26 protein-coding genes are annotated in these 25,206 nt (G+C 72.9%); 12 read left to right on the top strand and 14 right to left on the bottom strand.

Annotated features, from left to right (window positions below):
* The first annotated feature begins 156 nt into the window (after positions 1-156).
* On the top strand, positions 157-1,146 hold the full coding sequence (locus ACZ518_RS10545; protein WP_469112945.1) for a LacI family DNA-binding transcriptional regulator: 990 nt from the start codon (positions 157-159) through the stop codon (positions 1,144-1,146).
* Here ACZ518_RS10545 and ACZ518_RS10540 read toward each other — a convergent pair.
* Positions 1,136-1,330 carry a hypothetical protein gene (locus tag ACZ518_RS10540; protein ID WP_469112634.1) on the bottom strand — a complete coding sequence of 65 codons (195 nt, stop codon included), beginning with the start codon at positions 1,328-1,330 and terminating at the stop codon, positions 1,136-1,138. The two genes, ACZ518_RS10545 and ACZ518_RS10540, sit on opposite strands and share 11 nt — an antisense overlap.
* Before the next feature lie 147 nt (positions 1,331-1,477).
* Here ACZ518_RS10540 and ACZ518_RS10535 point away from each other — a divergent pair, with 147 nt between their 5' ends.
* Complete coding sequence (locus ACZ518_RS10535; protein WP_469112633.1) at positions 1,478-3,718, top strand: WD40 repeat domain-containing protein; 2,241 nt, start codon at positions 1,478-1,480, stop codon at positions 3,716-3,718.
* Positions 3,719-3,749: 31 nt separating this feature from the next.
* Here ACZ518_RS10535 and ACZ518_RS10530 read toward each other — a convergent pair whose 3' ends face one another.
* The 5 genes from ACZ518_RS10530 to ACZ518_RS10510 all read right to left on the bottom strand — a co-directional run bounded on the left by ACZ518_RS10530 (position 3,750) and on the right by ACZ518_RS10510 (position 8,416).
* Entirely contained in the window at positions 3,750-5,048 is a 1,299-nt protein-coding gene (locus ACZ518_RS10530; protein ID WP_469112632.1) for a DUF6986 family protein, read from the bottom strand.
* A 185-nt stretch (positions 5,049-5,233) separates the two neighbouring features.
* Positions 5,234-6,208, bottom strand: a complete 975-nt coding sequence (locus tag ACZ518_RS10525) for an electron transfer flavoprotein subunit alpha/FixB family protein (RefSeq protein WP_469112631.1) — start codon at positions 6,206-6,208, stop codon at positions 5,234-5,236.
* A gap of 60 nt (positions 6,209-6,268) precedes the next feature.
* A complete protein-coding gene (locus ACZ518_RS10520; RefSeq protein ID WP_401242371.1) occupies positions 6,269-7,054 on the bottom strand; it encodes an electron transfer flavoprotein subunit beta/FixA family protein in 786 nt (261 codons plus the stop codon).
* Between the two features lie 202 nt (positions 7,055-7,256).
* The gene (locus ACZ518_RS10515) at positions 7,257-7,787 is read right to left on the bottom strand and encodes a flavin reductase family protein (protein ID WP_469112630.1); all 531 of its coding nucleotides are present in this window, start codon (positions 7,785-7,787) and stop codon (positions 7,257-7,259) included.
* Positions 7,788-8,041: 254 nt separating this feature from the next.
* Positions 8,042-8,416 (bottom strand): TlpA family protein disulfide reductase, encoded by a 375-nt coding sequence (locus tag ACZ518_RS10510; RefSeq protein ID WP_469112629.1) that lies wholly within the window; start codon positions 8,414-8,416, stop codon positions 8,042-8,044.
* A gap of 189 nt (positions 8,417-8,605) precedes the next feature.
* Between ACZ518_RS10510 and ACZ518_RS10505 the strand changes: the two genes are divergently transcribed.
* Positions 8,606-9,334, top strand: a complete 729-nt coding sequence (locus ACZ518_RS10505) for a lysophospholipid acyltransferase family protein (protein WP_405982063.1) — start codon at positions 8,606-8,608, stop codon at positions 9,332-9,334.
* A 92-nt stretch (positions 9,335-9,426) separates the two neighbouring features.
* On the top strand, positions 9,427-10,677 hold the full coding sequence (locus ACZ518_RS10500) for an MFS transporter (RefSeq protein ID WP_469112628.1): 1,251 nt from the start codon (positions 9,427-9,429) through the stop codon (positions 10,675-10,677).
* Here the strand turns inward: ACZ518_RS10500 and ACZ518_RS10495 are convergent.
* From ACZ518_RS10495 to ACZ518_RS10475, 5 genes are all read right to left on the bottom strand, one after another.
* Positions 10,613-11,212 (bottom strand): transglutaminase-like domain-containing protein, encoded by a 600-nt coding sequence (locus tag ACZ518_RS10495; RefSeq protein ID WP_469112627.1) that lies wholly within the window; start codon positions 11,210-11,212, stop codon positions 10,613-10,615. The genes ACZ518_RS10500 and ACZ518_RS10495 overlap by 65 nt on opposite strands.
* Positions 11,213-11,297: 85 nt before the next feature.
* Positions 11,298-12,359 carry a threonine aldolase family protein gene (locus ACZ518_RS10490; RefSeq protein ID WP_469112626.1) on the bottom strand — a complete coding sequence of 354 codons (1,062 nt, stop codon included), beginning with the start codon at positions 12,357-12,359 and terminating at the stop codon, positions 11,298-11,300.
* Positions 12,356-13,105, bottom strand: a complete 750-nt coding sequence (locus ACZ518_RS10485) for an SDR family NAD(P)-dependent oxidoreductase (RefSeq protein ID WP_469112625.1) — start codon at positions 13,103-13,105, stop codon at positions 12,356-12,358. The genes ACZ518_RS10490 and ACZ518_RS10485 overlap by 4 nt, the downstream gene beginning before the upstream one ends.
* A 26-nt stretch (positions 13,106-13,131) precedes the next feature.
* Positions 13,132-14,538 carry a DUF6421 family protein gene (locus tag ACZ518_RS10480; RefSeq protein WP_469112624.1) on the bottom strand — a complete coding sequence of 469 codons (1,407 nt, stop codon included), beginning with the start codon at positions 14,536-14,538 and terminating at the stop codon, positions 13,132-13,134.
* A 212-nt stretch (positions 14,539-14,750) separates the two neighbouring features.
* Positions 14,751-15,893 (bottom strand): LLM class flavin-dependent oxidoreductase, encoded by a 1,143-nt coding sequence (locus tag ACZ518_RS10475; protein ID WP_469112623.1) that lies wholly within the window; start codon positions 15,891-15,893, stop codon positions 14,751-14,753.
* A 49-nt stretch (positions 15,894-15,942) separates the two neighbouring features.
* On the opposite strand from ACZ518_RS10475, the gene ACZ518_RS10470 reads away from it, so the two are divergent.
* A complete protein-coding gene (locus ACZ518_RS10470; RefSeq protein ID WP_469112622.1) occupies positions 15,943-16,593 on the top strand; it encodes a PadR family transcriptional regulator in 651 nt (216 codons plus the stop codon).
* Between the two features lie 190 nt (positions 16,594-16,783).
* Positions 16,784-17,476, top strand: a complete 693-nt coding sequence (locus ACZ518_RS10465; RefSeq protein WP_469112621.1) for a glycerophosphodiester phosphodiesterase — start codon at positions 16,784-16,786, stop codon at positions 17,474-17,476.
* A gap of 30 nt (positions 17,477-17,506) precedes the next feature.
* On the opposite strand, the gene ACZ518_RS10460 is transcribed toward ACZ518_RS10465, so the two are convergent.
* Positions 17,507-18,046, bottom strand: coding sequence for a GNAT family N-acetyltransferase (locus ACZ518_RS10460; protein ID WP_469112620.1), 540 nt, complete (start codon positions 18,044-18,046; stop codon positions 17,507-17,509).
* Positions 18,047-18,192: 146 nt separating this feature from the next.
* Between ACZ518_RS10460 and ACZ518_RS10455 the strand changes: the two genes are divergently transcribed.
* From ACZ518_RS10455 to ACZ518_RS10440, 4 genes are all read left to right on the top strand, one after another.
* Complete coding sequence (locus tag ACZ518_RS10455; RefSeq protein WP_469112619.1) at positions 18,193-18,723, top strand: DUF5134 domain-containing protein; 531 nt, start codon at positions 18,193-18,195, stop codon at positions 18,721-18,723.
* Positions 18,724-18,825: 102 nt separating this feature from the next.
* Positions 18,826-19,764, top strand: coding sequence for a M56 family metallopeptidase (locus ACZ518_RS10450; RefSeq protein ID WP_469112618.1), 939 nt, complete (start codon positions 18,826-18,828; stop codon positions 19,762-19,764).
* Between the two features lie 34 nt (positions 19,765-19,798).
* Positions 19,799-20,464, top strand: coding sequence for a phosphatase PAP2 family protein (locus ACZ518_RS10445; RefSeq protein WP_469112617.1), 666 nt, complete (start codon positions 19,799-19,801; stop codon positions 20,462-20,464).
* Between the two features lie 37 nt (positions 20,465-20,501).
* Positions 20,502-21,125 carry a TetR/AcrR family transcriptional regulator gene (locus tag ACZ518_RS10440; RefSeq protein WP_469112616.1) on the top strand — a complete coding sequence of 208 codons (624 nt, stop codon included), beginning with the start codon at positions 20,502-20,504 and terminating at the stop codon, positions 21,123-21,125.
* Between the two features lie 16 nt (positions 21,126-21,141).
* Here the strand turns inward: ACZ518_RS10440 and ACZ518_RS10435 are convergent, their stop codons facing one another.
* Positions 21,142-22,629 carry an LVIVD repeat-containing protein gene (locus tag ACZ518_RS10435; RefSeq protein WP_469112615.1) on the bottom strand — a complete coding sequence of 496 codons (1,488 nt, stop codon included), beginning with the start codon at positions 22,627-22,629 and terminating at the stop codon, positions 21,142-21,144.
* A 76-nt stretch (positions 22,630-22,705) separates the two neighbouring features.
* Here ACZ518_RS10435 and ACZ518_RS10430 point away from each other — a divergent pair, with 76 nt between their 5' ends.
* Entirely contained in the window at positions 22,706-23,362 is a 657-nt protein-coding gene (locus ACZ518_RS10430; RefSeq protein WP_469112614.1) for a DUF305 domain-containing protein, read from the top strand.
* A 52-nt stretch (positions 23,363-23,414) separates the two neighbouring features.
* A complete protein-coding gene (locus tag ACZ518_RS10425; protein ID WP_469112613.1) occupies positions 23,415-24,782 on the top strand; it encodes an FAD-dependent oxidoreductase in 1,368 nt (455 codons plus the stop codon).
* On the opposite strand, the gene ACZ518_RS10420 is transcribed toward ACZ518_RS10425, so the two are convergent.
* Entirely contained in the window at positions 24,775-25,137 is a 363-nt protein-coding gene (locus tag ACZ518_RS10420; RefSeq protein WP_469112612.1) for an ArsR/SmtB family transcription factor, read from the bottom strand. The genes ACZ518_RS10425 and ACZ518_RS10420 overlap by 8 nt on opposite strands.
* Between the last annotated feature and the right edge of the window lie 69 nt (positions 25,138-25,206).

The following is a 25,206-nucleotide window of genomic DNA, read 5'->3' as shown; positions in this document are numbered from 1 at the left end:
CCCGCCGGTCGAGTGCTTATGCTCGGGGGCGGAGCCGAGATCACCGCCGGTGCCGGAGCCCTTCCGCACCGCCCGCCGCCCGCCGCCTCCGGAGGTTTCCCCGCCGTGCCGCAGACCCGCCACCCGTCCGAGCCCCGCTACGGCAACCGGCCCACCATGAAGGACGTGGCGGCCCGGGCGGGCGTCGGCCTGAAGACGGTCTCGCGGGTCGTCAACGGCGAGCCGGGGGTGACCCCGGACACCGAGCGGCGGGTGCAGGAGGCCATCGAGGAGCTCGGCTTCCGGCGCAACGACAGCGCGCGGGTGCTCCGCAAGGGGCGCACCGCCACCGTGGGCCTGGTCCTGGAGGACCTCGCCGACCCCTTCTACGGTCCGCTCAACCGGGCGGTGGAGGAGGTGGCGCGCACCCACGGCGCCCTGCTCATCAACGGCTCCAGCGCCGAGGACCCGGACCGCGAGCGGGAGTTGGCGCTCGCGCTGTGCGCCCGCCGGGTGGACGGGCTGATCGTGATCCCCGCCGGGGACGACCACCGTTACCTGGAACCCGAGATCCGGGCGGGGGTGGCCACCGTGTTCGTGGACCGCCCGGCGGGCGGGATCGAGGCGGACGTCGTCCTGTCGGACAGCTTCGGCGGCGCCCGGGACGGGGTGGCGCACCTGATCGCGGCCGGGCACCGCAGGATCGGGTTCATCGGCGACCACCCCCGCATCCACACGGCGACGGAGCGCCTGTGCGGCTACCGCGAGGCGATGGGGGCGGCCGGCCTGCCGGTGTCCGGGGACTGGGTCTCCCTGGGCTCCACCTCCCCCGAACGGGTGGCGGCGGCGGCCGGCGCGATGCTGGCGGGCCCGGAGCCGGTCACCGCCGTCTTCGCCGGCAACAACCGGGTCACCGTCACGGTCGTACGGGTCCTCGCGGCGCTGCCCCGGCCGGTGGCGCTGGTCGGCTTCGACGACTTCGAGCTCGCCGACCTGCTGCGCCCGGGCGTCACGGTGGTCGCGCAGGACCCGGCGGCCCTGGGCCGGGTGGCCACGGACCGCCTCTTCCAGCGCCTGGCGGGCACCCCCCTCCCCCCGACCCGCATCGAACTCCCCACCCGCCTCATCCCCCGCGGCTCGGGCGAACTGCCGCCGGTCAGCGGATGAGCGTCCGCAGCACGGGCACGGCCCCGCCGGCGGCGGTGAGCCCGGCGAGCACCGCGAGCGCGGCCGGCACCCCGCCGAGGTGACTCAGAGCGCCGGTGACGAAGCCGGCGAGCACGGCGCCGAGCAGGACGACGGCGGCGTGCAGGGTCAGCAGGGGCGGATCGGTGTCCGGGGGTGTGGTCATGCCCCGATTCCAGCGCCGTCCGCGCCCGCGCACCGCCCCCGCCGAACGAACCCGGACCGCTGCCGGACAGTGCCGGACACCGTCGCTGACCGGCACTGTCCGGAATCGTCCGGCGGCGCACCCCGCCCGGCCCTAACCTGTGCGGTGATGAACGGTGTGCGTGCATTCGACGAAGAACTGAAGTCGTTCGCGGCGGACTTACGCCGCCTGCGACTCGACCGCGGCCACCGGTCGTACCGCGAACTGGCCGCGCGTGCGGCGAAGTCCAAGACCGGGATCCGGCTTCCGGTCGCCACGCAGAGCGACGCGTTCCGAGGGGACTGCCTTCCGAGGCTGGACAACCTGATGGGCCTGGTCCGGATCCTCCTCTCCTACGACGAGTTCGGGCAGGAACGGCCCGTCCCGCCCCACAACTCCCCCGAGCTGGAACCCTGGCGCCGCCGCTGGCGCGGCCTGGCCGCCCTGGCGCCGGTCCGGGGCTCCCGGGTACATGAGCCCGTCGCGAAGGCGCACTTGCCCGTCCCCGTCAACGAGCCCCGCTTCACGCTGGCCCACGTGCTCACCATGCGGGCGGACAACAGCTGGTGCGCGGCCTTCTCCCCCGACGGACGGTTCCTCGCCGTATCCGGGGCGGACGACGCCGAGCCAGTGGTCCAACTGTGGGATCCCCTCAGAGGAGTCCTCGTCAGCGATATCCAAGACAGACCCCTCGCCTTCTCGCTGGCGTTCTCCCCCCGCGGCCACCTCCTCGCCGTCGGAGACTGCGAGGGCACGGTGACTCTGTGGGAAACCGCGACCCTGAAGCGGGCAGGGCCGCCCTTGGCCGGCCACCGCGGCTCCGTCGACGTGGTCGTCTTCGCGGCGGACGGCCGGACATTGGTCACGGCCGATGACGAGATCGTCCAGTGGTGGGACACGGCGGCAGGGGAGCCCGTCGGATCACCTCTGATCGGCGAGATCGAGGCAATGGTCTGCCGCCCCGACGGCAGTGTCCTGGCCGCGCTCAGGACCACGCAGACGCTGCGCCTGTGGGATCCCACGACGGGTGGGCGCGTCGGCAGACCCCTCATCGATGACATCGATGGACCGGTCGGGGCCGCGTTCTCCCCCGACGGCGCCCTGTTGGCCACGACCTACGGCGGCGAAACCCTGCTGTGGGACACCGCGACCGGCACAGTCGCGTGCAGACTTGCCGAAGCGGCCGGCAGCGGGGCCACCATGGCCTTCTCCCTGGACGGCCGCCTGCTGGCCACCATGAGTGACCACGGCACCGTACGACTGTGGGAACCTTCGACCGGAGCCCTGTTGGGCCCGCCCCTGGCGGAGCACAAAGGCCCGTTCGACCGATTGGCCATGTCCCCCGACGGCCGCATGATCGCCCTCTGCGGCGAGGCCGACACTCTGGTCGTGTACCACGACGAACCGCACGCGGCGCCCTCGTCCTCTCCGCCGCTCGCGGCACGTGCCCTCGACACCGCCCTGCGCAAGCATCAGGCCGTGGCCCTGCCTCCCTTGTCGAGCATGAACGGAGTCGCTCTGCGCAGGCTGGCCTTCGCCCCGGACGGCAGCCGTCTCCTGGTCCGCGCCAAGAACGGCCGGATCCTCACCTGGGATCCGGCGTCACGCCTCATGCTGTCCGAGAGCCTGCCCTCGCCGACCGGTACGTTCCCGTGGGGGCTGGACTTCCCCGCCGATGGCGGGGCGGCCAAGCTGTGGACCCCGGGCATGCCGGCCGGACGTCCCGTGTCCCTGGTGGAGCACGTCGCGTTCCGTGCCCCCGCCACCGGGCAGGTGGCCGTGATCGGGGCGGAGGGCCGGGTTCTGGTCCTGAACACCTCCAGCGGCCTCGGTCTTCTCGGGCACGTGCCGCACGGGGTGTCGGACGTGTTCGCCCTCGCCGCGGCTCCGGGCGAAGGCATGCTGGCCGCCGCGATGGGCGAGCGGGTGGTGCTGTGGGATCCGGCCGACCCGGAAGGGTCCTGCCTGGAGCTGTACGGCCACCTGAGCAGCGTCGGCACCCTGGCCTTCTCACCCGACGGCGGCGTGCTGGCCACCGGCGACGCCGACGGGGACGTCCTGCTGTGGGACGTCCTCGCCCCCGCCGCCTCCGCCCACCGCCTCTCCGGGCACGCCGGCCCGGTGTACGAGCTCGCGTTCTCCCCGCGAGGGCACCGGCTCGCCACCGCCGGCGCGGACGGCACCGTACAGCTCTGGGACCCGGCATCGGGCAGGGCCGCCACCGACCTGCCGCTGACCGGCCACACCGGCGCCGTCCGGGGCGTCGCCTTCTCCCCCGACGGGAGCCTGCTGGCCTCCTCCGGGGACGACGGCACCCTGCGCTGCTGGGTCCTGCCGACCCCGCACGCGCCGACGGCCCGGCTCGGGTGATCCCGGGCCGGGCCGTGCGGGGACGTGTGGATCAGGCGGTCGCCGTCAGGGTCGCCGAGCGGCGCGGGATGGCGAAGGCGTCCAGTTCGGCGCGGGTCAGGCCGGTGAGGGCGGTGACCTCGTCCGTGCCGACGGCGCCGCAGTCGAGGCCGCGGACCAGGTAGCCGGCCAGGGCCTTGGCGGTGGCCGGCTCGTCCATGACGTCGCCCTCGATCTTGGCCACGTACGCCTTCAGGCGCGCGGCGGCGGCCTCCAGGCCCTCGCGGTAGAAGGTGAAGACGGCCGCGTAGCGGGTCGGCAGGTGCGCCGGGTGCATGTCCCAGCCCTGGTAGTAGGCGCGGGCCAGGGCGCGGCGGGTGAGGCCGTAGTGCAGCTTCCAGCCCTCGTGGACCTTCTCGGTGGTGCCGATGGGCAGCACGTTCGTCGAGCCGTCGGAGACGCGTACGCCGGTGCCCGCCGCGGCCACCTGCATGATCGCCTTCGCGTGGTCGGCGGCGGGGTGGTCGCTGGCCTGGTAGGCGGCGGAGACGCCGACGCAGGCGCTGTAGTCGAAGGTGCCGTAGTGCAGGCCGGTGGCGCGGCCCTTGGAGGCCTCGATCATCCGGGCCACGGTGGCGGTGCCGTCGGAGGCCAGGATGGACTGGCTGGTCTCGATCTGGATCTCGAAGCCGATGCGGCCCGTGCGCAGGCCGCGGGCGGTCTCGAAGGCCTCCAGCAGCTCGACGAACGCGGTGACCTGCTCGGCGTAGGTGACCTTGGGGAGGGTCAGGACCAGGTTCTCCGGGAGACCGCCGTGGGCGAGCAGGCCGGAGAGGAAGACGTCGGTGGTGCGGATGCCGCGGTCGCGGACGTTGGACTCCATGCACTTCATGCGGATGCCCATGTAGGGGGCGTTGGTGCCGTTGGAGTAGGCCTCGGAGATCAGGCGGGCGGCGCGGGCCGCGGCCTGGTCCTCCTCCTCGTCGGAGCGGACGCCGAAGCCGTCCTCGAAGTCGACGCGGAGGTCCTCGATGGGCTCGGTGGCGAGCTTGGCGCGGACGCGGTCGTAGACCGGTACGGCCAGCTCGTCGGAGATGCCGAGTACCTTGGCGAAGGTGGCGGCGTCCGGGGCGTGCTCGTCCATGGCCGCGAGGGCCTGGTCGCCCCAGGAGCGGATGGTGTCGGCGGCGAAGACGTCACCGGGGACGTAGACGGTGTGGATGGGCTGACGGGTGCCGGGGTCGCCCGGGTAGTGGCGCGCGAGTTCCGCGTCCACCGGCGCGAGGGAGGCGCTGATGCCCTCGCTGACCGCGCCTGCGAGGCTCGTCGCCACCTTCTCCTGCTGACCCATCGTGCCACTCTCCTCTTTTCCGCTTCACGGAAGCTTAGATCCGCATAGCAGAATTTAGTCACGGCGTTCCGCTCAGTCAATGGTCCCTCCACCGCGTGGGACAAACGACTCGGGGCCGTGCGGTGACAATCACCACACGGCCCCGTAGGCCAAGAGATGCGCAGGTCAGCGACCGGGCGCGGGATTTAGCCCTTGCGCGCCTTGATCTCGCCCGTCAGCTGCGGGACGACCTCGAAGAGGTCGCCGACCACGCCGTAGTCGACCAGGTCGAAGATCGGGGCCTCGGCGTCCTTGTTGATGGCCACGATGGTCTTCGAGGTCTGCATGCCGGCCCGGTGCTGGATCGCGCCGGAGATGCCGGAGGCGATGTACAGCTGCGGGGAGACCGACTTGCCGGTCTGGCCGACCTGGTTGGAGTGCGGGTACCAGCCGGCGTCGACGGCGGCGCGCGAGGCGCCGACGGCGGCACCGAGGGAGTCCGCGAGCGCCTCGATGATCGCGAAGTTCTCGGCGCCGTTGACGCCGCGGCCGCCGGAGACCACGATCGCGGCCTCGGTCAGCTCCGGGCGGCCGGTCGACTCGCGCGGGGTGCGGGAGACGACCTTGGTGCCGGTGGCCAGGGCGCCGAAGGTGACGGCGAGCGCCTCGACGGCGCCGGCGGCCGGGGCGGCCTCGACCGGGGCCGAGTTCGGCTTCACGGTGATGACCGGGGTGCCCTTGGACACGCGGGACTTGGTGGTGAACGACGCGGCGAAGGCGGCCTGCGTCGCGACCGGACCCTCGTCACCGGCCTCCAGGTCGATGGCGTCGGTGATGATGCCGGAGCCGATGCGCACGGCGAGGCGCGCGGCGATCTCCTTGCCCTCGGCGGAGGACGGGACGAGCACGGCGGCGAGGGAGCCGGCGGCGGACACAGAGTCGTACGCGGCCTGCAGCGCGTCCACCTTCGGTACGACGAGGTACTCGGCGAACTCGGGGGCGTCGGCGGTGAGGACCTTGACGGCACCGTGCTCGGCGAGCACGGCGGCGGTGGCCTCGGCACCGGCGCCCAGGGCGACGGCGACGGGCTCGCCGACGCGGCGGGCCAGCGTCAGCAGCTCGAGGGTGGGCTTGCGGACGGCACCGTCCACGTGGTCGACGTAGACGAGAACTTCAGCCATGGTGACTGCTCTCCTGCTGTTGCGAAGTGTCTGGGGGCTTGAGAGGGGTGACCGAAGTCCTTAGATGAACTTCTGGCCGGCCAGGAACTCGGCCAGCTGCTTGCCGCCCTCGCCCTCGTCCTTGACGATCGTGCCGGCGGTGCGGGCCGGACGCTGGGCCGCGGAGTCGACCGCGGTGTAGGCGCCCTCGAGGCCGACCTCTTCGGCCTCCAGGTCCAGGTCCGACAGGTCCCAGGACTCCACCGGCTTCTTCTTGGCGGCCATGATGCCCTTGAAGGACGGGTAGCGGGCCTCGCCCGACTGGTCCGTCACCGAGACGACGGCCGGGAGGGAGGCCTCCAGCTGCTCGCTCGCGGAGTCGCCGTCGCGGCGGCCCGTGACGGTGCCGTCCTCGACCTTGACCTCGGAGAGCAGGGTGACCTGCGGGACGCCCAGGCGCTCGGCCAGGATCGCCGGGAGGACACCCATGGTGCCGTCGGTCGACGCCATGCCGGTGATGACCAGGTCGTAGCCGGCCTTCTCGATCGCCTTCGCGAGGACCAGCGAGGTACCGATGACGTCGGTGCCGTGCAGGTCGTCGTCCTCGACGTGGACGGCCTTGTCGGCGCCCATCGACAGCGCCTTGCGCAGCGCGTCCTTGGCGTCCTCGGGGCCCACCGTCAGGACGGTGATCTCGGCGTCGTCCGCCTCGTCGGCGATCTGCAGCGCCTGCTCGACGGCGTACTCGTCGAGCTCCGACAGCAGACCGTCGACGTCGTCGCGGTCGACGGTCAGGTCATCGGCGAAGTGCCGGTCACCGGTGGCGTCGGGCACGTACTTCACACAGACAACGATCCTCAGGCTCACGCCGGCTCTCCTACCGCATCGTCTTTTTCTGAAACCGCCTTGTGCAGGCAGCATAGGCGCCTTGTAGGGCGGGTCCCGGTCGGGGCGGCCCGCGCTCCGAAGGGAATGTTACTCGTCAGTACACAGTGGGTCTTCCCCGGTTGCAAGGCCGCTGAACTGTGATCTGTCCAACGCCGCCCGAACCCGCCCCAGCAGGGACGATTCAGTCCCGCAACGCGTTGAAGCGCCCCTGGTGGTACAGCAGGGGGCGGCCCTCCCCGGCCGGGTCCCCCGCAACCGCCTCGGCGATGACCACCCGGTGCGCCCCGGCGGGCACCCGCGCCACCACCCGGCACACCATCCACGCCAGCACCCCGCCGAGCAGCGGCACGCCGTGCGGCCCCGGGGCCCACTCGGTCTGGGCCCCGAAGCGGTCGGCTCCGCTGCGCGCGAAGAGGCCGGCCAGCTCCCGCTGGTGCTCGCCGAGTATGTGGACGCCGAGGTGATCGCTGTCGCGCACCGCCGGCCAGCTGGAGGCGCCGGTGCCGATGGTGAACGAGAGCAGCGGCGGGTCCGCGGAGACGGAGTTGAGCGAGGTCGCGGTGAAACCGGCGGGCCGGCCCCCGGTCTCGGCGGTGATCACCGCGACGCCCGCGGCGTGCCGCCGGAAGACGGAGCGGAGCAGTTCGGGAGAGCCGGGCAGGGGGTCGTCGGCGGAGCCGAGGGATACGGGCGGGGCCGTCGGGGCCGTCATGGGAATGCTTCCTTCTGCCGCGGGGTCGCGGGCGCGCTAGGGGGACCGGGGGCCGGTGGGCCTGGACGGGGGCCTTCAGCTGTCCCGACAGCGCGCGCTCGCATGGCGGACGAGGTCCACGTGGAGCCGCCCGTGAAGCAGGAGTTCATACCGCATGCGGCCAGCGTGGCGATCTCACGCGTACACAGTCAAGCCGCAGCGGGCAGATGTCAGACGCGTCACGCTGCGTGCGGGTGCGCGCACCGGCGCGTCCGTCACAGCGCAGCCCCCAGAGCCGCGATCACGTCCGCCTTGCGCGGCATCCCGGCCGCGCGCCGGACCACGCGCCCGGCGGCGTCCAGGACGAGGACGGTGGGGGTCTTCTCGATGGCGAGGGCGCGCACGAGTTCGAGGTTGCGCTCGGCGTCGATTTCGATGTGCTCGACGCCGTCCACCATTTCGGCGACTTCGGCGAGGATCCTGCGGGTGGCCCGGCAGGGCTGGCAGAAAGCGGTCGAGAACTGGACCAGGCTGGCCCGCTCCCCCGGCTCCCGGCCCAGCTCGGCGGCGCCGAGGGGCCCCTGCCCGCCCGGCGCCCGCGTTCCTTCTCCGTGCCCGCGCACACCCGCTCCCGTCCGCCCTGTTCGCATGTACGTACCCTGATCCGAGCATCCGTCCGGCGCGCGGCATTCCCCGCGTGACGAGAATCTCGCCCGCTGTGAGCGTCTGGGCTGGCCAGCGGGCCGCGTTTGGGGCACGATCCCCATGGCCGCGTACCTACGCTGCCGTAACTTCCGGCCGGGAGCACCTCCCCAGGCAGAAAGCGGGGTCTCCCCATCATGGCTGAGCTCGTATACCCCCCGGTGATCGGTGCCGCGCACACCCTCTTCCGTGCGCTGGACATCCGGATCGACATGAAGGGCACCGAGAACATCCCGCGCAAGGGCGGGGCCGTCCTGGTGTCGAACCACATCGGATACCTCGACTTCATCTTCGCCGGCCTGACCGCGCGCCCGCAGAAGCGCCTGGTCCGCTTCATGGCCAAGGAGTCGGTGTTCCGGCACAAGGTCTCGGGCCCGCTGATGCGCGCGATGAAGCACATCCCGGTGGACCGCCAGCAGGGCGAGACCGCCTACCAGCACGCGCTGGACTCGCTGCGCTCCGGCGAGATCATCGGGGTGTTCCCGGAGGCGACGATCTCCCAGTCGTTCACCCTCAAGAGCTTCAAGTCGGGTGCGGCGCGCATGGCCCAGGAGGCCGGGGTCCCGCTGATCCCGGTGGCCCTGTGGGGCACGCAGCGGCTGTGGACCAAGGGCCGCCCGAAGAACCTCAAGCGCAGCCACATCCCGGTGACCATGCGCGTCGGCGAGCCCATCGAGGCGCCGAAGGACCAGTTCGCGGGCGCGATCACCCGCCGCCTGCGCGAGCGCGTGCAGGAGCTGCTGGACGCGGCGCAGAGCGCCTACCCGGCCAAGCCGCAGGGCTCCGAGGACTCGTGGTGGCTCCCGGCCCACCTCGGCGGCACCGCCCCGACGGCCGCGCAGGTCAAGGAGCGCGAGGCCAACTGATACGGGCCCCGTATTCTTCCAGCCGTCCTGCACCCGTCTGACGTAGCGTCTTGTCCGTTCGACACGTCACCCGGCGCGGAGGGGGTTCGCAGATGGGCGGGTTCGGGCGGTATCTGGCGGCTGCGCTGGCCGCGCGCTTCGCGTCCGAGGGCATGGGCATGGCGGTGGTGCTGCTGGCCGTGGAACGCACCGGCAGCGCGGCCCACGGGGCGTTCGTGCTGACCGCCTGGCTGGCGCCGCACGTGCTGGCCGCGCCGCTGGCGGGGACCGCCGCGGCCCGGGCCCGGCGGCCCCGGCTGTTCTACGCGGGCGCGCTGGCGGGGTTCACCGTGGCGGTGGCGGCGCTGTCGGTGCTGCTGGGGCGGGCCCCGGTACCGGTGGTGCTCGCGGTGGCGGTGCTCGGCGGGACCTGCGGGCCGGTGGTGACCGGCGGGCTCTCCAGCCTGGTCGCGGGGCTGCTGCCGGCGGGCCCCGCGCGGGACCGGGCGTACGGATGGGACGCCTCCACCTACAACGCGGCGGCGGTGACGGCCCCGGCGGCGGTCAGCGTGGTCGGGGCGCTGCTCTCGGCCGGGCCGGCGATGGCGGTACTGGCGGCTTCGGCGGCGCTGGCGGCGCTGCTGGCCGCGTCCCTGCCGTACACGGACCCGTACGCGGACCCGGGCGCGGGCCGCTCCCCGGACGGACCCCGCGCCGGGCTGGGGGCGGGGCTGGCGGCCCTGTGGCGGGTCCGGGAGCTGAGGGCCATCACCTCGGCGACCACCCTGGCCTTCGTGGGCATCGGGTCGCTGACCACCACCTCGGTGCTGCTGGCGACGGGGCTCGGCAGTCCGGGCGCGGGCGGGGTGCTGATGACGGCCTTCGCGGCGGGCGCGCTGGCCGGGTCCCTGACGCTGGGCCGGATGACGGGTGTGGCGCCGGGCCGGCTGGCCCGCTGGGGCATGGCGGGGACCGGGGCGGCCCTCGCGGTGGCGGCGTTCACGCCGTCGGTGGCGCTGACGGCGGCGGCGTTCGCGGTGGCCGGCTTCTGCGACGGGCCGCTGCTGACGGCCACGCTGCGGATCCGCTCGGAGCACGCCCCGGCTGCGGTGCGGCCGCAGGTGTTCACGCTGGGGGCGGGGCTGAAGATCACGGCGGCTTCGACGGGCGCCGCCCTGGTGGGGCTGGCCGCCGCCGCGCCGCCGTGGACGCTGCTGCTCGGGATCGCCGTACTGCAGCTCGCGGCTGCCGCGCTGCACGCGCTGGTGGCGGCACGGAAGCCCGTACCGGCCGAGGGGGTCACAGAGCCGTCGGAAGCTTCCGCCACAGCTCCGGCCGGTCCGCGGACTCCTGGAGCGCCTTGAGCGCGGCGGGGTGCGGGGAGGCGTGGAGCTCGGGGTAGTCGATCTCGCCGAGCTCCGGGCGGACCGGGAAGGCGAGCCGCTCCCGGTCGAGGTCGAACCGCGCGTCCACGCCGGGCTTGTTGCCGCGCGGGTCGATCCGGGACCAGGTCTCGGCGCCGGGCAGCCGGACGGCGACGAGCCCGTGGACGACCAGGCCCGTACCGTCGTCCTCGCCGAGGAGCTGGTAGCAGAGGGCGGCGGGGATGCCCTGGGCGCGCAGCAGGGCGGCGAGGGCGTGGGACTTGGCGTAGCAGATGCCGTTGCGGGTGCTCAGCACGTCGGAGGCGCGCCAGGAGACGCGCGGGTCCCCGGAGTCGGCCGAGTGCGGGATGGTGTCCCGGACGAATTCGAAGGCCGCCTTGGCGTATGAGTATGCGTCGCCGGTGACGGACCAGAGGGCCTCGGCGGTCTCCTGCACCAGGGGATGCCAGTGGTCTATGGCCTCGTCAGAGGCCAAGTAGGCATGAATATCAGGGTTCTGTTGGATGAGCTGCATGGGCGGGAGCATAGGCATGCCTCCGACCGTAGATCAATAGTTTTACGGTCGGAGGCATATCTATTCATTTTTGGAGAGGCCCCCGCTAGCGGGACAGCTCCTCCTTGAGCGCCTGGAGGAAGCCGTCCACGTCCTCTTCCCGGGTGTCGTAGCCGCACATCCAGCGGACGTGGCCGGCGGCCTCGTCCCAGAAGTAGAAGCGGTACCGCTGCTGGAGCCGGCGCGACACCTCGTGCGGCAGCTTCGCGAAGACGGCGTTGGCCTGCACCGGGTAGAGGATCTCCACCCCGTCGGTCTCCCGCACACCGGCCGCGAGCCGCTGCGCCATCGCGTTGGCCTGGCGGGCGTTGCGCAGCCACAGGTCCTTCGCGAGCAGGGCCTCCAGCTGCACCGACACGAAGCGCATCTTGGAGGCGAGCTGCATCGACATCTTGCGGATGTGCTTCATCTGCCGGACGGCGTCCGGGTTCACCACGACCACCGCCTCGCCGAACATCATGCCGTTCTTGGTGCCGCCGTAGGACAGCACGTCGACGCCCACCGCGTTGGTGAAGGTGCGCATCGGCACGTCGAGCGAGGCCGCGGCGTTGGCTATCCGGGCACCGTCGAGGTGCACCTTCATGCCGAGGCCGTGGGCGTGCTCGCAGATCGCCCTGATCTCGTCCGGGGTGTAGACCGTGCCGAGCTCGGTGTTCTGGGTGATCGAGACGACCTGGGGCATGGCCCGGTGCTCGTCCTCGAAGCCCCAGGCCTCCTGGTCGATCAGCTCGGGGGTGAGCTTCCCGTCCGGGGTGGGCACGGCGAGCAGCTTGAGGCCCGCCATCCGCTCCGGCGCGCCGCCCTCGTCCACGTTGATGTGGGCGGACTTGGCGCAGATCACGGCGCCCCAGCGGTCGGTCATCGCCTGGAGGGCGGTGACGTTCGCGCCGGTGCCGTTGAAGACCGGGAAGGCCTCCGCGTACGGACCGAAGTGGCTGCGGATGACCTTCTGCAGGTGCTCGGTGTACTCGTCCTCGCCGTAGGCGACCTGGTGGCCGCCGTTGGCGAGCGCGACGGCCTCCAGGATCTCCGGATGCACCCCCGCGTAGTTGTCGCTCGCGAAACCGCGGACCGCCGGATCGTGGTGGCGGCGGGCATCGGTCTTCACGGTTGTGGAGTGAGCCACAGACGCTGTCCGTTCACTTCGGAGGCGGGCCGCTCCCAGACGCCGGCGATGGCCTCGGCCAGCTCCTTGACGTCGGTGAAGCCCGCGAACTTCGCATTGGGACGCTCGGCGCGCATCGCGTCGTGCACCAGTGCCTTGATCACCAGGATCGCAGCAGCGGCCTGCGGCCCGTCCTCGCCCCCGGCCTTGCGGAACGAGTCCGCCATGGACAGGGTCCAGGCCTCGGCGGCCGCCTTGCCGGCGTTGTACGCGGCGTTGTTGGCGACCGGCTTGTGCGCGCCGGACTGGCTGATCAGCACGTAACGTCCGCGGTCGCTGCGCAGCAGCCCGTCGTGGAAGGCGAGGGAGGTGTGCTGGACGGTGCGGATGAGGAGCTTCTCCAGGAAGTCCCAGTCCGCGAGGTCCACGTCGGTGAAGGTCTTGCTGCCGCGCCAGCCGCCGACCAGGTGGACCAGGCCGTCGATCCGGCCGAACTCCTTCTCGGTGCGCTCGGCCCAGGCCTTGGTGGCCTCCAGGTCGAGCAGGTCGACGGTGTCACCGGTGACGGTGGCGCCGCCGTGGGCGTAGCGGGCGGCGTCGACGGCCTCCGCCAGCCGCGCCGCGTCGGCGTCGGAGGCCACGACCGTGGCCCCCGCCTCGGCGAGCCGCATCAGCGCGGCCCGGCCGGCGGGGCCGCCGGCCCCGGCCACCGCCACGACCGCTCCATGGAGCGTCCCATTGCCGTTCATCCGTACAGCCTCCTGTGCGCGGTCGCTCACGCGGCGGCCCGCTCGGTGTCGTCCGCGTTCGCCGGGGTGATTCCCTTGGTGGAGGCGATCACACCCTTGAGCTTCTTGGCGAGGGCCTCGTAGAACATGCTGAGGGGAAACTCGTCGGGAAGCACGTCGTCCACGAGCTTGCGCGGCGGCTGCGTCAGGTCCAGGGCGTCGGGGCCCTTGGCCCACTTGGAGCCCGGGTGCGGGGCGAGGTAGGTGGAGACCAGCTCGTAGGCCTTGAACCAGTGGACCAGCTTCGGGCGGTCGATGCCCGCGCGGTAGAGGTCCTCGATCTCGGCGCACAGCTGGTTGGTGACCTGCGGGGCGCGCATCCAGTCGATCTTCAGCTTGTTGTCCGTCCAGCGCACGACGTCGTGCTTGTGGAGGTACGCGAAGAGCAGCTGGCCGCCGACGCCGTCGTAGTTGCGGTTGCGGTCGCCGGAGACGGGGAAGCGGAACATCCGGTCGAAGAGGACGGCGTACTGCACGTCACGGCCGTGCTCGTTGCCCTCGGACTCCAGCTTCACGGCCTCCTTGAAGGCGGTGAGGTCGCAGCGCAGCTCCTCCAGGCCGTACATCCAGAACGGCTGGCGCTGCTTGATCATGAAGGGGTCGAACGGCAGGTCGCCGTGGCTGTGGGTGCGGTCGTGGACCATGTCCCACAGGACGAAGGCCTTCTCGCAGCGCTCCTGGTCCTCGACCATGCGGGCGATGTCCTCGGGCAGCTCGATGCCGAGGATGTCGACGGCCGCCGCGGTGACCTTGCGGTAGCGGGCCGCCTCGCGGTCGCAGAAGATACCGCCCCAGGTGAAGCGCTCGGGGGCCTCGCGGACGGCGATGGTCTCGGGGAAGAGCACCGCGGAGTTGGTGTCGTAGCCCGGGGTGAAGTCCTCGAAGGTGATGCCGAGGAAGAGCGGGTTGTCGTACCGGGTGCGCTCCAGCTCGGAGAGCCACTCGGGCCACACCATCTTCAGGACGACGGCCTCGAAGTTGCGGTCCGGGTTGCCGTTCTGCGTGTACATCGGGAAGACCACGAGGTGCTGGAGCCCGTCGGCGCGCTGCGCGGCCGGGTGGAAGGCCAGCAGGGAGTCCAGGAAGTCCGGCACGCCGAAGCCCCCGGCGACCCACTTGCGCAGGTCGGCGACGAGCGCGGCGTGGTACGCGGTGGCGTGCGGCAGCAGCGGGGACAGCTCCTCGACGGCGCCGACGACCCGCTCCACGGCGGCCTCGACATCGGCGTGGGCGGGGGCGCCCTCGGCGTCGAAGTCGATCGATCCGTCCTTGGCCTGCCAGGGGCGGATCTCCTCCACGGCGGCCTTGAGCACGGGCCAGGCGGGGTGGTCGACCACCCGCGCGCCAGCGGTTATCACGGCACCGCCGGAGCCCGGCACAAGAGTTTCCGTCATGTCACTTCCTCCACAGGAGAACCTCGCGTTAAGACAGCGTATGCATGCGAGGCTCCCCTGCTCAAGAGGAAACTAAGGAAATTATCCTGTGGGACCCCCCACTCCACCGGAAGTCTTCCCGTAACTCACGGTGGAATCCACCACTCCGCCTAGTAGTTGACCCGTTCGGCTCCACCGGCGGCACGGCGAAAAGAAAGAGGGGACTCCCCCACTCAGGCGCGGTCCGCTCCGCCGCGCTCCCCCCGGAAGTGCGGGATCACCTTCTCCCCCCACTGCCGCAGGGTCTCCAGACAGGCCTCCTGCGGCACCGTGCCCATCTGGACCAGGCACATCACCTCGTCCGCGCCGGCCGCCCGCAGCCGCTCCACGTACGCGATGGCCTCGTCCGCGCTCCCGTAGGCGTGGTCGGCGTTGAAGGTGGCCGTGGAGGCCGGCCGGACCGGGATGTCCAGCTCGTGCAGCCGGGCCACCACCTGCTCGGCGGCCCGGCGCATCTCCGCCGCCTCGTCGGCGCCGGCCACCACCGCCTCGTCCGGGATCCCCGCACCGCCGTACCAGTGCCCGATGGACTGCGCGAAGAACCGCTGCCCCCGGACCCCGATCCGCCGGGCCTCCTCGGGGTCGTCGAGCACGATGGTCGGGCAGAGCACGGAGAAGTGGTCGTTGACGGCCGTGGAGACGAACCGGCTGCCGTCGCGCGCCGCGAGCGCGGCGTCGTACACGGCCCTCATGCCCGCAATGGACTCCGGCCCGGCGAAGCCCATGACCAGGGCCCCGACGCCCAGTTCGGCGGCCTGCACCAGGGTCTCGCCCCGGCTGCACGCCAGGAACAGCGGCGGATGCGGCCGCTGCGCCGGGCGCGGCAGGATCGGGTGCGGACCGATGTCCAGCAGCTCGCCGTGGTACTCCAGCTCCTCCTCCTGCCAGGCCTTCCCGATGATCCGCAGCGCCTCCTCCACCTCGGCGGTGGTGCGCTCCCGGTCCACCCCGCACAGCGAGGTCTCCTGCTCCGTGCCGCCGCGCCCGGCGCCCAGGTCGAGCCGCCCGCCGGAGAGCAGGTCGAGCATCGCGGCCCGTTCCGCCACGCGCACCGGGTGGTTGAAGTTGAAGGGCATGCACACGACGCCATGGCCGATGCGTATCGTGTCCGTCCGGGCCGCGACGAAGCTCAGGAAGACTTCGGGCGCGCTCATGTGCGCGTACCACTTCAAGGAGTGGTGCTCGACGGCCCAGATCCGGTCGAATCCCATGCGTTCGGCGAGGACCGCCTGCTCGACGCAGTCCCGGATGACCTGGTGTTCCCGTTCCACGGTCGGATCGGCCAGCTGAGCCTCGAAGATCACGGAGAATTTCACGATGCCTCCAGGGATGCGTCCCGTGCCCGGTCTTGCTTCGATTAGGAATATGACTAGTAGTCAGGTCTCGAAGAAGCAAGACCTCCCGCCGACCGCGTGGGCGGTGCTCGGCCTGCTGTCGTTCCCCGGCGAGCGCACGGGCTACGAGCTGAAGAAGTGGGCGGACTCCTCCCTGCGCTTCTTCTACTGGTCGCCCGCGATCAGCCAGATCTACGCCGAACTGCGGCGCCTGGAGGAACTGGGCTACGCGGCCTCCGTACGCTCGGGGCCCGAGGAGGTCCGCGCCAAGCGCCGCTACGCCATCACGGAGGCGGGCCGCGAGGCCCTCGCGGGCTGGGCCTCCGAGACCGCGGACGCCGGACCGCCGGTGCTCAAGCACGGGCTGCTGCTGCGGATCTGGCTGGGGCACCTGGCCGAGCCGGAGCGGCTGCGCTCGATGGTCGAGGACCACATGGAGCGGACCCGGGGCGAGCTGGCCGCCGTACGGGAGGCCATGGCACACGCGGCGGACGTCCCGGAATGGGCCTTCCCGGTGCTCGCGCTGCGCTGGAGCGAGCGGCAGCACCTGGCCGAGCTGGACCTGGCCGGGGCCCTGCTCGACGACCTCCGCGAGGCCGCCTCACGGAGCGCCGGCGCCGGGGCTCCGCCGCCCGTGACGGCCGTCCGTCAAGCCGGCGGGGACGCGCCCACCCAGGGGTGACGCGACACGGCGCCCCCGGCCCGCCGGGCGGCGCACACCCCTGGCGGGAAGCGGCCGGAGGGCTTCCGCGGGCCCTTGCACGACCGGTCCCATCGCGGCCGGAGCGCACTAGCATGCGTCCTCACCGCGCGCGGCCGGTCGGGACACCGCGACCGCGCGGGGAGCCGCCCTCGACGGAAGCGAGAGAACCTTGACTTTCCTCACCATCGGTCACCGCGGGGTCATGGGTGTCGAGCCGGAGAACACCCTGCGGTCGTTCGTCCGCGCGGAACGCTGCGGGATGGACGTCATCGCGCTGGACGTCCGCCTCAGCAAGGACGGCGCCCTGGTCGTACTGCACGACGCCGAGGTCGACCGCACCACCGACGGCGCGGGCGCCGTCGCCGACCTGACCCTCGCCGAGCTGCGCGAACTGGACGCCGGCCAGGGCGAGCGCATCCCGGTCCTGGAGGAGGTCCTGGACGCCGTCCGGGTCCCGCTCCAGGTGTCGGTGCAGGACCGGGCGGCCGCCACCGCGCTCGCGGAGCTGATCGTGCGCCGCGACCTGGCCTCCCGGGTGGAGGTGGCCTCCGGTGACGGGGAGGTGCTCGCGGCGGTCGTCCGGCACGCCCCCGGCGTCCGTACGGCCCTGCACCCGGAGCGGCCCGGCGCGGCCGCCGAGGACCTCGTGGACCTGGCGCTGGCGGCGGGGGCGCGCACCGTGGCCCTGGACATCCGCCGGCTCACCCTGGAGACGGTGGAGGCGGCCCACGCGGCGGGGCTGCGGGTGACGGGCCGGACGGTCAACACCCTGGACCGGCTGCGGCTGGCGCGGGCCCTGCAACTGGACGGCGCGGCCACCGACTTCCCGGAGATCCGCAGCACCGGCCGGTTCACCGCCTGAGCGGCCGGTTCCCAGGGGCCTCCCAGGGGCCTACAGGGCCTTGACGAGGAGCTCGAAGGCCAGGTCGTCGCGGAGCGGGACGCCGAAGCGCTCGTCGCCGTAGGGGAAGGGGCTCAGCTCGCCCGTGCGCTCGTAGCCGCGGCGCACGTAGTAGGCGATGAGCTCCTCCCGTACGTTCACCACGGTCATCCGCATCTGCTCGGCGCCCCAGGTCTCGCGGGCCCGGCGCTCGGCCTCGGCCAGGACCTCCTTGCCGAGGCCGGCGCCCTGGAGCCCGGGACGCACGGCGAACATGCCGAAGTAGGCGTGGTCCCCGCGGTGTTCGAGCTGGCAGCAGGCGACGAGCTCGCCCGCCCGCTCGACCACCAGCAGGATGCCCTCCGGGTCGGCGATGATCGCGCCCACGCCCTGCGGGTCGGTGCGCTGCCCGTCGAGGAAGTCGGCCTCCGTCGTCCAGCCGGCCCGGCTGGCGTCGCCCCGGTAGGCGGACTCGACGAGGGCCACCAGAGCCGGTACGTCCGCCTCCACGGCGCTGCGGAAGCTCAGGGCGGCGGGCTGGGCGGTCGGCATCGGGGGCTCCGTTCTTCGCGGCGGCATATGACATGCCTGGTACGGCACGCAGAGCCTAACCCGGGTCGGCGTGAGGGCGGCGTGATCAGGGAATCCCTTCTGCTGACGCCGACGAACCGGGAGGTTCCGCCGTGCACGGATCCGCGATGCCCCTCACCCTGGCCTGGATGCTCGTGGCGCTGTGCGCGGCGAGCGGCGGGTACTGCCTGCTGCGGGCGAGCAGAGCGGACCGGCGCACGCGCGGGGCGGCCGCCGGCGAGGCGGTGATGGGGCTGGGGATGGCGGCGATGGCCCTGCCGGCGGACACCGGCCCGTGGGGCCCGCCGGTCCTGCTGGCCGTCTTCTGCGGGGCGGCGCTGCACGCGCTGTGGCTGCTGCGCGGCGGGGTGCACCACGCGCACCACCTGGTCGGCTCGCTGGCGATGGCGTACATGGCCCTCGCCATGACCGCCGGGCACGGGCACGGCCGGGCCGGGCTGCCCGCGGTGACGGGGGCACTGCTCCTCTACTACGCGGGGTACGTGCTGCTGGGCGGGGCCCGGCTGGTGACGGCGGGCGGCGCTCCGCAGCCGGTGCCCGCGGCGGCGGGAGGGGCCTTCGGGGGAGCCGGGGACCTGACGCGGGCGTGCCGACTGGCCATGGGGACGGGGATGTTGGCGATGCTGCTGGCCATGTGAGGCCCCCGGCCCGGGTGTCGGGGCGCGGGGCCGACGTGTCCTGCGTCACCAATGCCCCGAGCCCGTACCGGTGGGCGGGGCCGCGCTCATAGGCTGGCGGACATGATGGTCCCCGCCGTTCTCCTGCTGCTCGGCGCACTGACCGCTGTGCTCGCGCCCCGTCTGCTGGCCCGGGCCGAATGGCCCGAGCGCGAACCGGTGGTGGCGCTGTGGGCGTGGCAGTGCGTGGTGGCCGCGACCCTGCTGTGCCTGGCGCTGTCGATGCTGCTGAGCGCGGCCGCCGCCTGGCAGGCGGTACGGGGCCGGCTGTTCGCCGTGGCCCCGCACGGGGTGGTCGACGCGTACGCGCTGGGGGCGGAGGGCGGTCCCTGGGCCACGGGTACGGCGCTGGCGCTGGCCTGCGGCGGGCTGTGGACCGGGGCGATGCTGGCGCGCGAGGTGCTGCGGGCGCGGGCCCGGCGGCGCGCGCGGGGGGCCGAACTCCTGGTCCGGGCACCGCTGCTGCCCGGCGAGGACCCGGCCGCGGCACGGCTGGTGGTACTGGAGGGGCCGCGTCCGGAGGCCTGGTGGCAGCCCGGGGCGGCGCCACGGCTGGTGGTGACCACGGCGGCGCTGGGCCGGCTCAAGGGCAGCCAGCTCGACGCGGTGCTCGCGCACGAGCAGGGGCACGTGGCGGCCCGGCACGACTGGCTGCTGCACTGCTCGCGGGCGCTGGCGCGGGGGTTCCCGCAGGTACCGGTGTTCTCGGCGTTCGAGGCGGAGATGCACCGGCTGGTGGAGCTGGCGGCCGACGACGTGGCCTCGCGGCGCTACGGGCGGCTGACCATCGCCCTGGCCCTGGTCGGACTGAACGAGGACCGGGGCGTCTTCGGCCCGTGCGGGCCCGAGGAGGCGCACGTCCCGCAGCGGGTGCGGCGGCTGCTGTCGGCCGCGCCGCGGCTGTCGCCGGCGCGCCGGCTGCGGCTGGCGGGGCTGGCCGCGCTGGTTCCGGCGGTTCCGCTGCTGGTGGCCTTCGTACCGGGTCTGAGCGCGCTGGCCTGAAACACGCGGGGCGCGTGCTGACAGGATCAAGGGCATGCGGAACACGTGGCTTTCGAGGGCCGGGGTGGGCTGCGCGCTGCTCGCGGCCGTGCTGACCGTGCTGGTGGTGGCGGGCTGGCCGCCCTTGATCTCGTACGACGACGGGATCGCGCGGGGCCTGCATCCGTACGCCGTCACTCGTACGGGGGTCACGCACGCCGTGCGGGTGCTCTCCGACTGGGTCTGGGACCCGTGGACGATGCGCGCCCTGGCCGCTCTGGCCTGTCTGTGGCTCTGGCGGCACGGGGACCGCTCGCGGGCGGTGCGGGTCGGGGCCGCGACACTGGCGGCCGCGGGGGTGCAGCAGGGGCTGAAGGCGCTGACCGGGCGGGCCCGTCCGGAGTGGCCGGATCCGGTCGCGACGGCGCATTTCGCGGCCTATCCCTCGGGGCACGCGATGACGGCCACGGTGGTGTGCGGACTGCTGCTGTGGCTGCTGCCCGCGAGGACCCCGCGGGCGGCGGTGGCCGCGGCCTGGGCGGTGGCCGCCGTTTCGGTGGCCGGGGTCGGCTTCACCCGGCTCTACCTGGGCGTCCACTGGTTCTCGGACGTGCTCGCGGGCTGGCTCCTGGGCGTGGCCGTGGTGTCGCTCGCGGCGTTTCGGCATGCCTGCCCGGGGCGATCCCCCGCGTCGCCCCGAGCAGACGGTCCCGCGCGCTGAGTATATTGGCTCGGAGCCAGTCAACGCAGGAGTAAGCATGTCCCCGCGCAGCGCATCGGTCAATGAAGAATTGCGCAGACGTTCCCGGGAGCGGCTGCTGCAGGCTACGGTCGAACTGGTTGCCGAGCGGGGGTACGAGGCCACGAAGCTCGGTGACATCGCCGACCGGGCGGGCGCGGCGCGCGGCCTGGTCTCGTACTACTTCCCCGGCAAGCGCCAGCTGCTCCAGTCGGCCGTGCACCGGCTGATGCACCTGACCCTGGAAGCGGCCCTGGAGCGCGAGCCCCGCACCGACGACGGGCGGGAGCTGCTGGCCCGGGCGATCGACGCGATCCTCGGGCTGGCCCGGGACCAGCCCCGGCTGATGCGCACGCACATGGCGGGCATCCTCCAGGCGGAGGGGTTCATCCGGTGTCCGGAGCAGCAGCGCCTGGCGGAGCTGCTGCGGGGGGCCGTCGCCGCGTACGGCTCGGCGGACGTGGACACCGACTACCCGCTGCTGCGGGCGCTGCTGATGGGCGCGGTGGTCGCGGTGCTGCTGCCGGGGGCGCCGATGCCCGCGTCCCGGCTGCGGGCGGAGCTGTTCCAGCGGTACGGGCTGGACTGGGAGCTGGGTGTCCCGCCGGACGGGGAGCCGCCCGGCGGAACGTTTCCCCGCTAGCGCGGGCCGACCGCCGTCAGTGGTACTCGGGCTGGCTCTGCACGTTGAGCCGGTCGAGCCGCACCCACTTGGCGCTCTCGGTGCGCCAGTCGTCGAGCCGCAGCACGTCGAGGCCCTTGACGATGTCGTTCGAGTAGATGTGCCCGTTGTAGTAGTACGCCGACCACGAGCCGCCGAGGCCCAGCTTGTCGGTGGTCAGCGGGCCGCGCTCGAAGTAGCCGATCTCCTTGGGGGCGGTGGAGTCGGTGAAGTCCCAGACCGAGACGCCACCCTGGTACCAGGCCTGGACCATGATGTCGCGGCCGCCGCCGACCGGGATCAGCGAGCCGTTGTGGGCGACGCAGTTCTCGGTGTCGGCCTGGTGCCGCGGGATCTTGAAGTAGCCCTTGAAGACCAGCTTGCGCTGGTCGCCGCGGCCGGTGATGTCGTAGATCCCGTCGGCGCCCCGGTTCGGGCCGGTGGCCTCGTTGCAGGTGGCGCCGCCACCGCCGCCGAGCTCGTCCGTGAACACCACTTTGTCGGCCCGTTCGTTGAAGGTCGCCGAGTGCCAGAACGCGAAGTTGACGTTGTCCTGGACGCGGTCGATGACCCTCGGCCGCTCCGGCTCGCTGATGTCGAAGAGGATGCCGTCGCCCATGCAGGCGCCCGCGGCCAGCTTCTTGGACGGCAGCACGGTGATGTCGTGGCAGCCGGTGGTCTTGGAGACCCCGGGGTTGGCCGGCGCGCCCGGGTTGCCGCCGTCCGGGAAGAGCACCGGGAAGCCGACGACGGCGGCCTGGGTCGGGGCCTTCTTCGGGACCTTGACCACGGAGATGCCGTCGTGCGGCGGCTTGCAGTCCGGGAAGGCCTCGTTGGGCGAGTACGAGGAGACGTAGAGGTAGATGTCACGGCCGCCCGGCACCACGGTGTGGGTGTGGGATCCGCAGGCGGTCTCGACGGACTTGATGTACTTGGGGTTCCGCTTGTCCTTGATGTCGAAGATCTTGATGCCCTCCCACGAGGACTTCTCCGTCGCGGGCTGCGAGACGCTGTTGCAGGAGTCGTCGCTGCGGGAGGAGTCGGTGGAGAGGAAGAGCAGGTCGCCGGAGACCGAGACGTCGTTCTGGCCGCCCGGGCACAGGACCTGGGTGACGACCTTGGGCGACTTGGGGTTGGCGATGTCGTAGATGGTGAAGCCGTCGTAGCTGCCCGCGTAGGCGTAGTCGCCCTGGAAGGCCAGGTCGGAGTTGATCCCGGCCGAGTTGGCGCTGGGGATGTTGGCCAGGGGTTTGATGTTGGCGCTGTGCACGATCTCGTCCTTGCCGGGGATCTCCCCCGGGGCGAGTTCGCGGCCCTGTACGGGGCCGGCGCTCTGCCGTGAGCCATGGCCCGGGGTCAGGTCACCCGGGTCCGGTGTGGCGGCCGCCGGTCCGGCGGTGGCCAGGAGCGTGGTGAGGAGTCCGGCGGCGGCCAGGGCCGCCCCCAGACTCCGGTGGCGCACTCTGACGCTGCGTTGCGAGGTCACTGTGCCTCCTGTGGGGGCCCGTACGTTTCGCTCCTCGCGGGAACGGAACCTGGACCCCGGCAGTATCTTGCTTTTCATGGACATGGCAAACGCATTACTCGGCCGATTCCTGGGGGCGGCGCTGGCCGCCGGCCTCCTCCTCACCCTCACCGGCTGCCAGGACTCCGACGGCGGCCCACGGTCCGCCGACGACGGCTCGCCGGTGGTCGTGGCCCCGGGCAAACCCGGCGCCCCCGCCCGCACCCTCACGCCCGGACAGGCCGCGAAGGAACGCCCCGACGACAGCCCCAACGCGGCCGACCACGCGTACGTGCGGCACATGGTCGAACACCACCGGCAGGCCCTCGCGATGAGCGCCCTCGCCCCCGGGCGGGCCTCGGCGGAAGGGGTGAAACGCCTCGCGGAGCGGATCTCGGCCGCGCAGGGGCCCGAGATCGGCGCCATGGAGAAGTGGCTCTCCCGGTACCCGGCGCCGGGCGGCGACTCCGGCGGCCACGACCACGCCGCGATGCCCGGCATGGCGACCGAACAGCAGCTGGCGGAGCTGACCGCCGCCCAGGGGGCCGACTTCGACCGGCTCTTCCTCCGGCTGATGACCGCCCACCACCAGGGAGCGCTGAAGATGGCCGGGGAGGCCCTCGCCCAGGGCAACAACGTCGCCGTGGAGGAGATGGCGAACGAGGTCGTGGCCACCCAGAGCGCCGAGATCGAGCGGATGCGCGCGATGGGCTGACGGGTCCGGGGGCCGGTGGCATGCTGGGAGCACCTGCGGGAGGAGTACCGCCGTGCTTCGTGTCGCCGTCGTCGGTTCGGGCCCCAGCGGGGTCTACGCCGCCCAGACGCTGGTCCAGCAGCAGGAGGTGCCGGGGGTACGGGTCGACGTACTGGACCGGCTGCCGGCCCCCTACGGCCTCGTGCGCTACGGGGTGGCCCCCGATCACGAGAAGATCAAATCGCTGACCGGAAATCTACGGTCGGTACTGGAGGACGAGCGGATCCGCTTCCTCGGCAACGTGGAGGTCGGCGGCGCGGGGCCGTCGACCGCGCGGCTGCTGGAGCTGTACCACGCGGTGGTGTATTGCGTGGGCGCCGCCCGCGACCGGATGCTCGGCATCCCCGGCGAGGAACTGGCCGGGGTGCACTCCGCGACGGCCTTCGTGTCCTGGTACAGCGGCCACCCGGACGCCGGCTCCTTCGACCTGGGCGGGGTCCGCTCGGCGGTGGTGGTCGGGGCCGGCAACGTCGCGGTGGACGTGACGCGGATCCTGGCCCGGGGCGTGCCCGAGCTGGAGCCGACCGACATGCCCCAGCCCGCGCTGGGCGTGCTGGCGGACAGCGGGGTGCGCACGGTGTCGATGGTGGCCCGGCGCGGCCCCTCCCAGGCCAAGTTCACCACCAAGGAGCTCCGCGAGCTGGGCACGCTGCCCGGGGTCGGCACCCGGGTGGACCCCGCCGAGCTGGCCCTCGACCCGGCGTACGACGGCCAGGGCGCGGCGGCGCTCCCCGCGGCGGTCCGGCGCAACCTGGACGTGCTGCGCGGCTGGTCCGCAGCCGGAGCCGGAGCGGGCGGCGGCGACGCGGCGGTGGCCCGGTACATCCGGCTGCGCTTCTACCTGCGGCCGGTGGAGGTGCTGGGCGGGCCCGACGGCCGGGTCCGCGGGCTCCGCTTCGAGCGGACCGCCCCGGACGGCCGGGGCGGGGTGACCGGTACGGGTGCGTACGAGGACGTCGAGGCCGAGCTGGTGCTGCGCTCCGTGGGGTACCTGGGCGTGCCGCTGCCCGGGCTGCCCTTCGACGCGGCCGCCGGGACCGTGCCGCACGCGGCGGGCCGGGTGGTGCGCGAGGGCCGGGCCTCGGTGGGCGAGTACGTGGCGGGCTGGATCAAGCGCGGCCCGACCGGGGTGATCGGCACCAACCGGCCGTGCGCCAAGGAGACGGTGTCCTCGCTGCTCCAGGACGCGGGCGCGCTGGCCCGGCGCGACCTGCCCGCGGACCCGCTGGACGCGCTGCGGGCGGCCGGCCTGCACCCGGTGGAGTGGCCCGGCTGGCTTTCGATCGAGGCGGCCGAGGAGGCCCTGGGCCGCTCCCTGGGCCGCCGCTCGGTGAAGATCCCCGACTGGGCGGGCCTCCGCGCGGCGGCGGGGCTCACGTAGTGCCGGGGGTGTCCCCGGTCCGGTCCTCGTCGGCCGTGGCGGCCGTCAGGATGCTGTCCAGGAGGCCCGGGAAGCGGGACTGGAGGTCCTCGCGGCGCAAGCCGTTCATCTTGGCCGTGCCGCGGTAGGTCTGGCGTACGACGCCGCTCTCGCGCAGGACGCGGAAGTGGTGGGTGGTCGTGGACTTGGTGACCGGCAGGACGAAGTCGGAGCAGGCCAGTTCGGTGTCCGTGGAGGCGAGTTCGCGGACGATGGACAGCCGCATCGGATCGGAGAGGGCGTGCAGGACGCCCTCCAGCCGGATCTCGCACTGCTCGGGGTGGGCGAGGGCGCGGGCCGTGTCGCGTTCCGTCATGTCCTGCTCCACTCGTTCGGCTCGGCTACGGATCCCATCGTACGAGAAACGTCGTAGGAAGGAGGCGGG

This window comes from Streptomyces sp. NPDC033966 (genome assembly GCF_055575955.1).
The sequence above is the reverse complement of the archived record's forward strand: the minus strand, read 5'-3'. Positions and strand labels throughout refer to the sequence as shown.

Excerpts from the sequence above, each read along its gene's own strand:
- ACZ518_RS10545 (WP_469112945.1), top strand. The coding sequence starts at position 157 with ATGAAGGACGTGGCGGCCCGGGCGGGCGTCGGCCTGAAGACGGTCTCG.
- ACZ518_RS10540 (WP_469112634.1), bottom strand. The coding sequence starts at position 1,330 with ATGACCACACCCCCGGACACCGATCCGCCCCTGCTGACCCTGCACGCC.
- ACZ518_RS10535 (WP_469112633.1), top strand. The coding sequence starts at position 1,478 with ATGAACGGTGTGCGTGCATTCGACGAAGAACTGAAGTCGTTCGCGGCG.
- ACZ518_RS10530 (WP_469112632.1), bottom strand. The coding sequence starts at position 5,048 with ATGGGTCAGCAGGAGAAGGTGGCGACGAGCCTCGCAGGCGCGGTCAGC.
- ACZ518_RS10525 (WP_469112631.1), bottom strand. The coding sequence starts at position 6,208 with ATGGCTGAAGTTCTCGTCTACGTCGACCACGTGGACGGTGCCGTCCGC.
- ACZ518_RS10515 (WP_469112630.1), bottom strand. The coding sequence starts at position 7,787 with ATGACGGCCCCGACGGCCCCGCCCGTATCCCTCGGCTCCGCCGACGAC.
- ACZ518_RS10510 (WP_469112629.1), bottom strand. The coding sequence starts at position 8,416 with ATGCGAACAGGGCGGACGGGAGCGGGTGTGCGCGGGCACGGAGAAGGA.
- ACZ518_RS10505 (WP_405982063.1), top strand. The coding sequence starts at position 8,606 with ATGGCTGAGCTCGTATACCCCCCGGTGATCGGTGCCGCGCACACCCTC.
- ACZ518_RS10500 (WP_469112628.1), top strand. The coding sequence starts at position 9,427 with ATGGGCGGGTTCGGGCGGTATCTGGCGGCTGCGCTGGCCGCGCGCTTC.
- ACZ518_RS10495 (WP_469112627.1), bottom strand. The coding sequence starts at position 11,212 with ATGCAGCTCATCCAACAGAACCCTGATATTCATGCCTACTTGGCCTCT.
- ACZ518_RS10485 (WP_469112625.1), bottom strand. The coding sequence starts at position 13,105 with ATGAACGGCAATGGGACGCTCCATGGAGCGGTCGTGGCGGTGGCCGGG.
- ACZ518_RS10480 (WP_469112624.1), bottom strand. The coding sequence starts at position 14,538 with ATGACGGAAACTCTTGTGCCGGGCTCCGGCGGTGCCGTGATAACCGCT.
- ACZ518_RS10470 (WP_469112622.1), top strand. The coding sequence starts at position 15,943 with ATGACTAGTAGTCAGGTCTCGAAGAAGCAAGACCTCCCGCCGACCGCG.
- ACZ518_RS10460 (WP_469112620.1), bottom strand. The coding sequence starts at position 18,046 with ATGCCGACCGCCCAGCCCGCCGCCCTGAGCTTCCGCAGCGCCGTGGAG.
- ACZ518_RS10455 (WP_469112619.1), top strand. The coding sequence starts at position 18,193 with ATGCCCCTCACCCTGGCCTGGATGCTCGTGGCGCTGTGCGCGGCGAGC.
- ACZ518_RS10450 (WP_469112618.1), top strand. The coding sequence starts at position 18,826 with ATGATGGTCCCCGCCGTTCTCCTGCTGCTCGGCGCACTGACCGCTGTG.
- ACZ518_RS10445 (WP_469112617.1), top strand. The coding sequence starts at position 19,799 with ATGCGGAACACGTGGCTTTCGAGGGCCGGGGTGGGCTGCGCGCTGCTC.
- ACZ518_RS10440 (WP_469112616.1), top strand. The coding sequence starts at position 20,502 with ATGTCCCCGCGCAGCGCATCGGTCAATGAAGAATTGCGCAGACGTTCC.
- ACZ518_RS10430 (WP_469112614.1), top strand. The coding sequence starts at position 22,706 with ATGGACATGGCAAACGCATTACTCGGCCGATTCCTGGGGGCGGCGCTG.
- ACZ518_RS10420 (WP_469112612.1), bottom strand. The coding sequence starts at position 25,137 with ATGACGGAACGCGACACGGCCCGCGCCCTCGCCCACCCCGAGCAGTGC.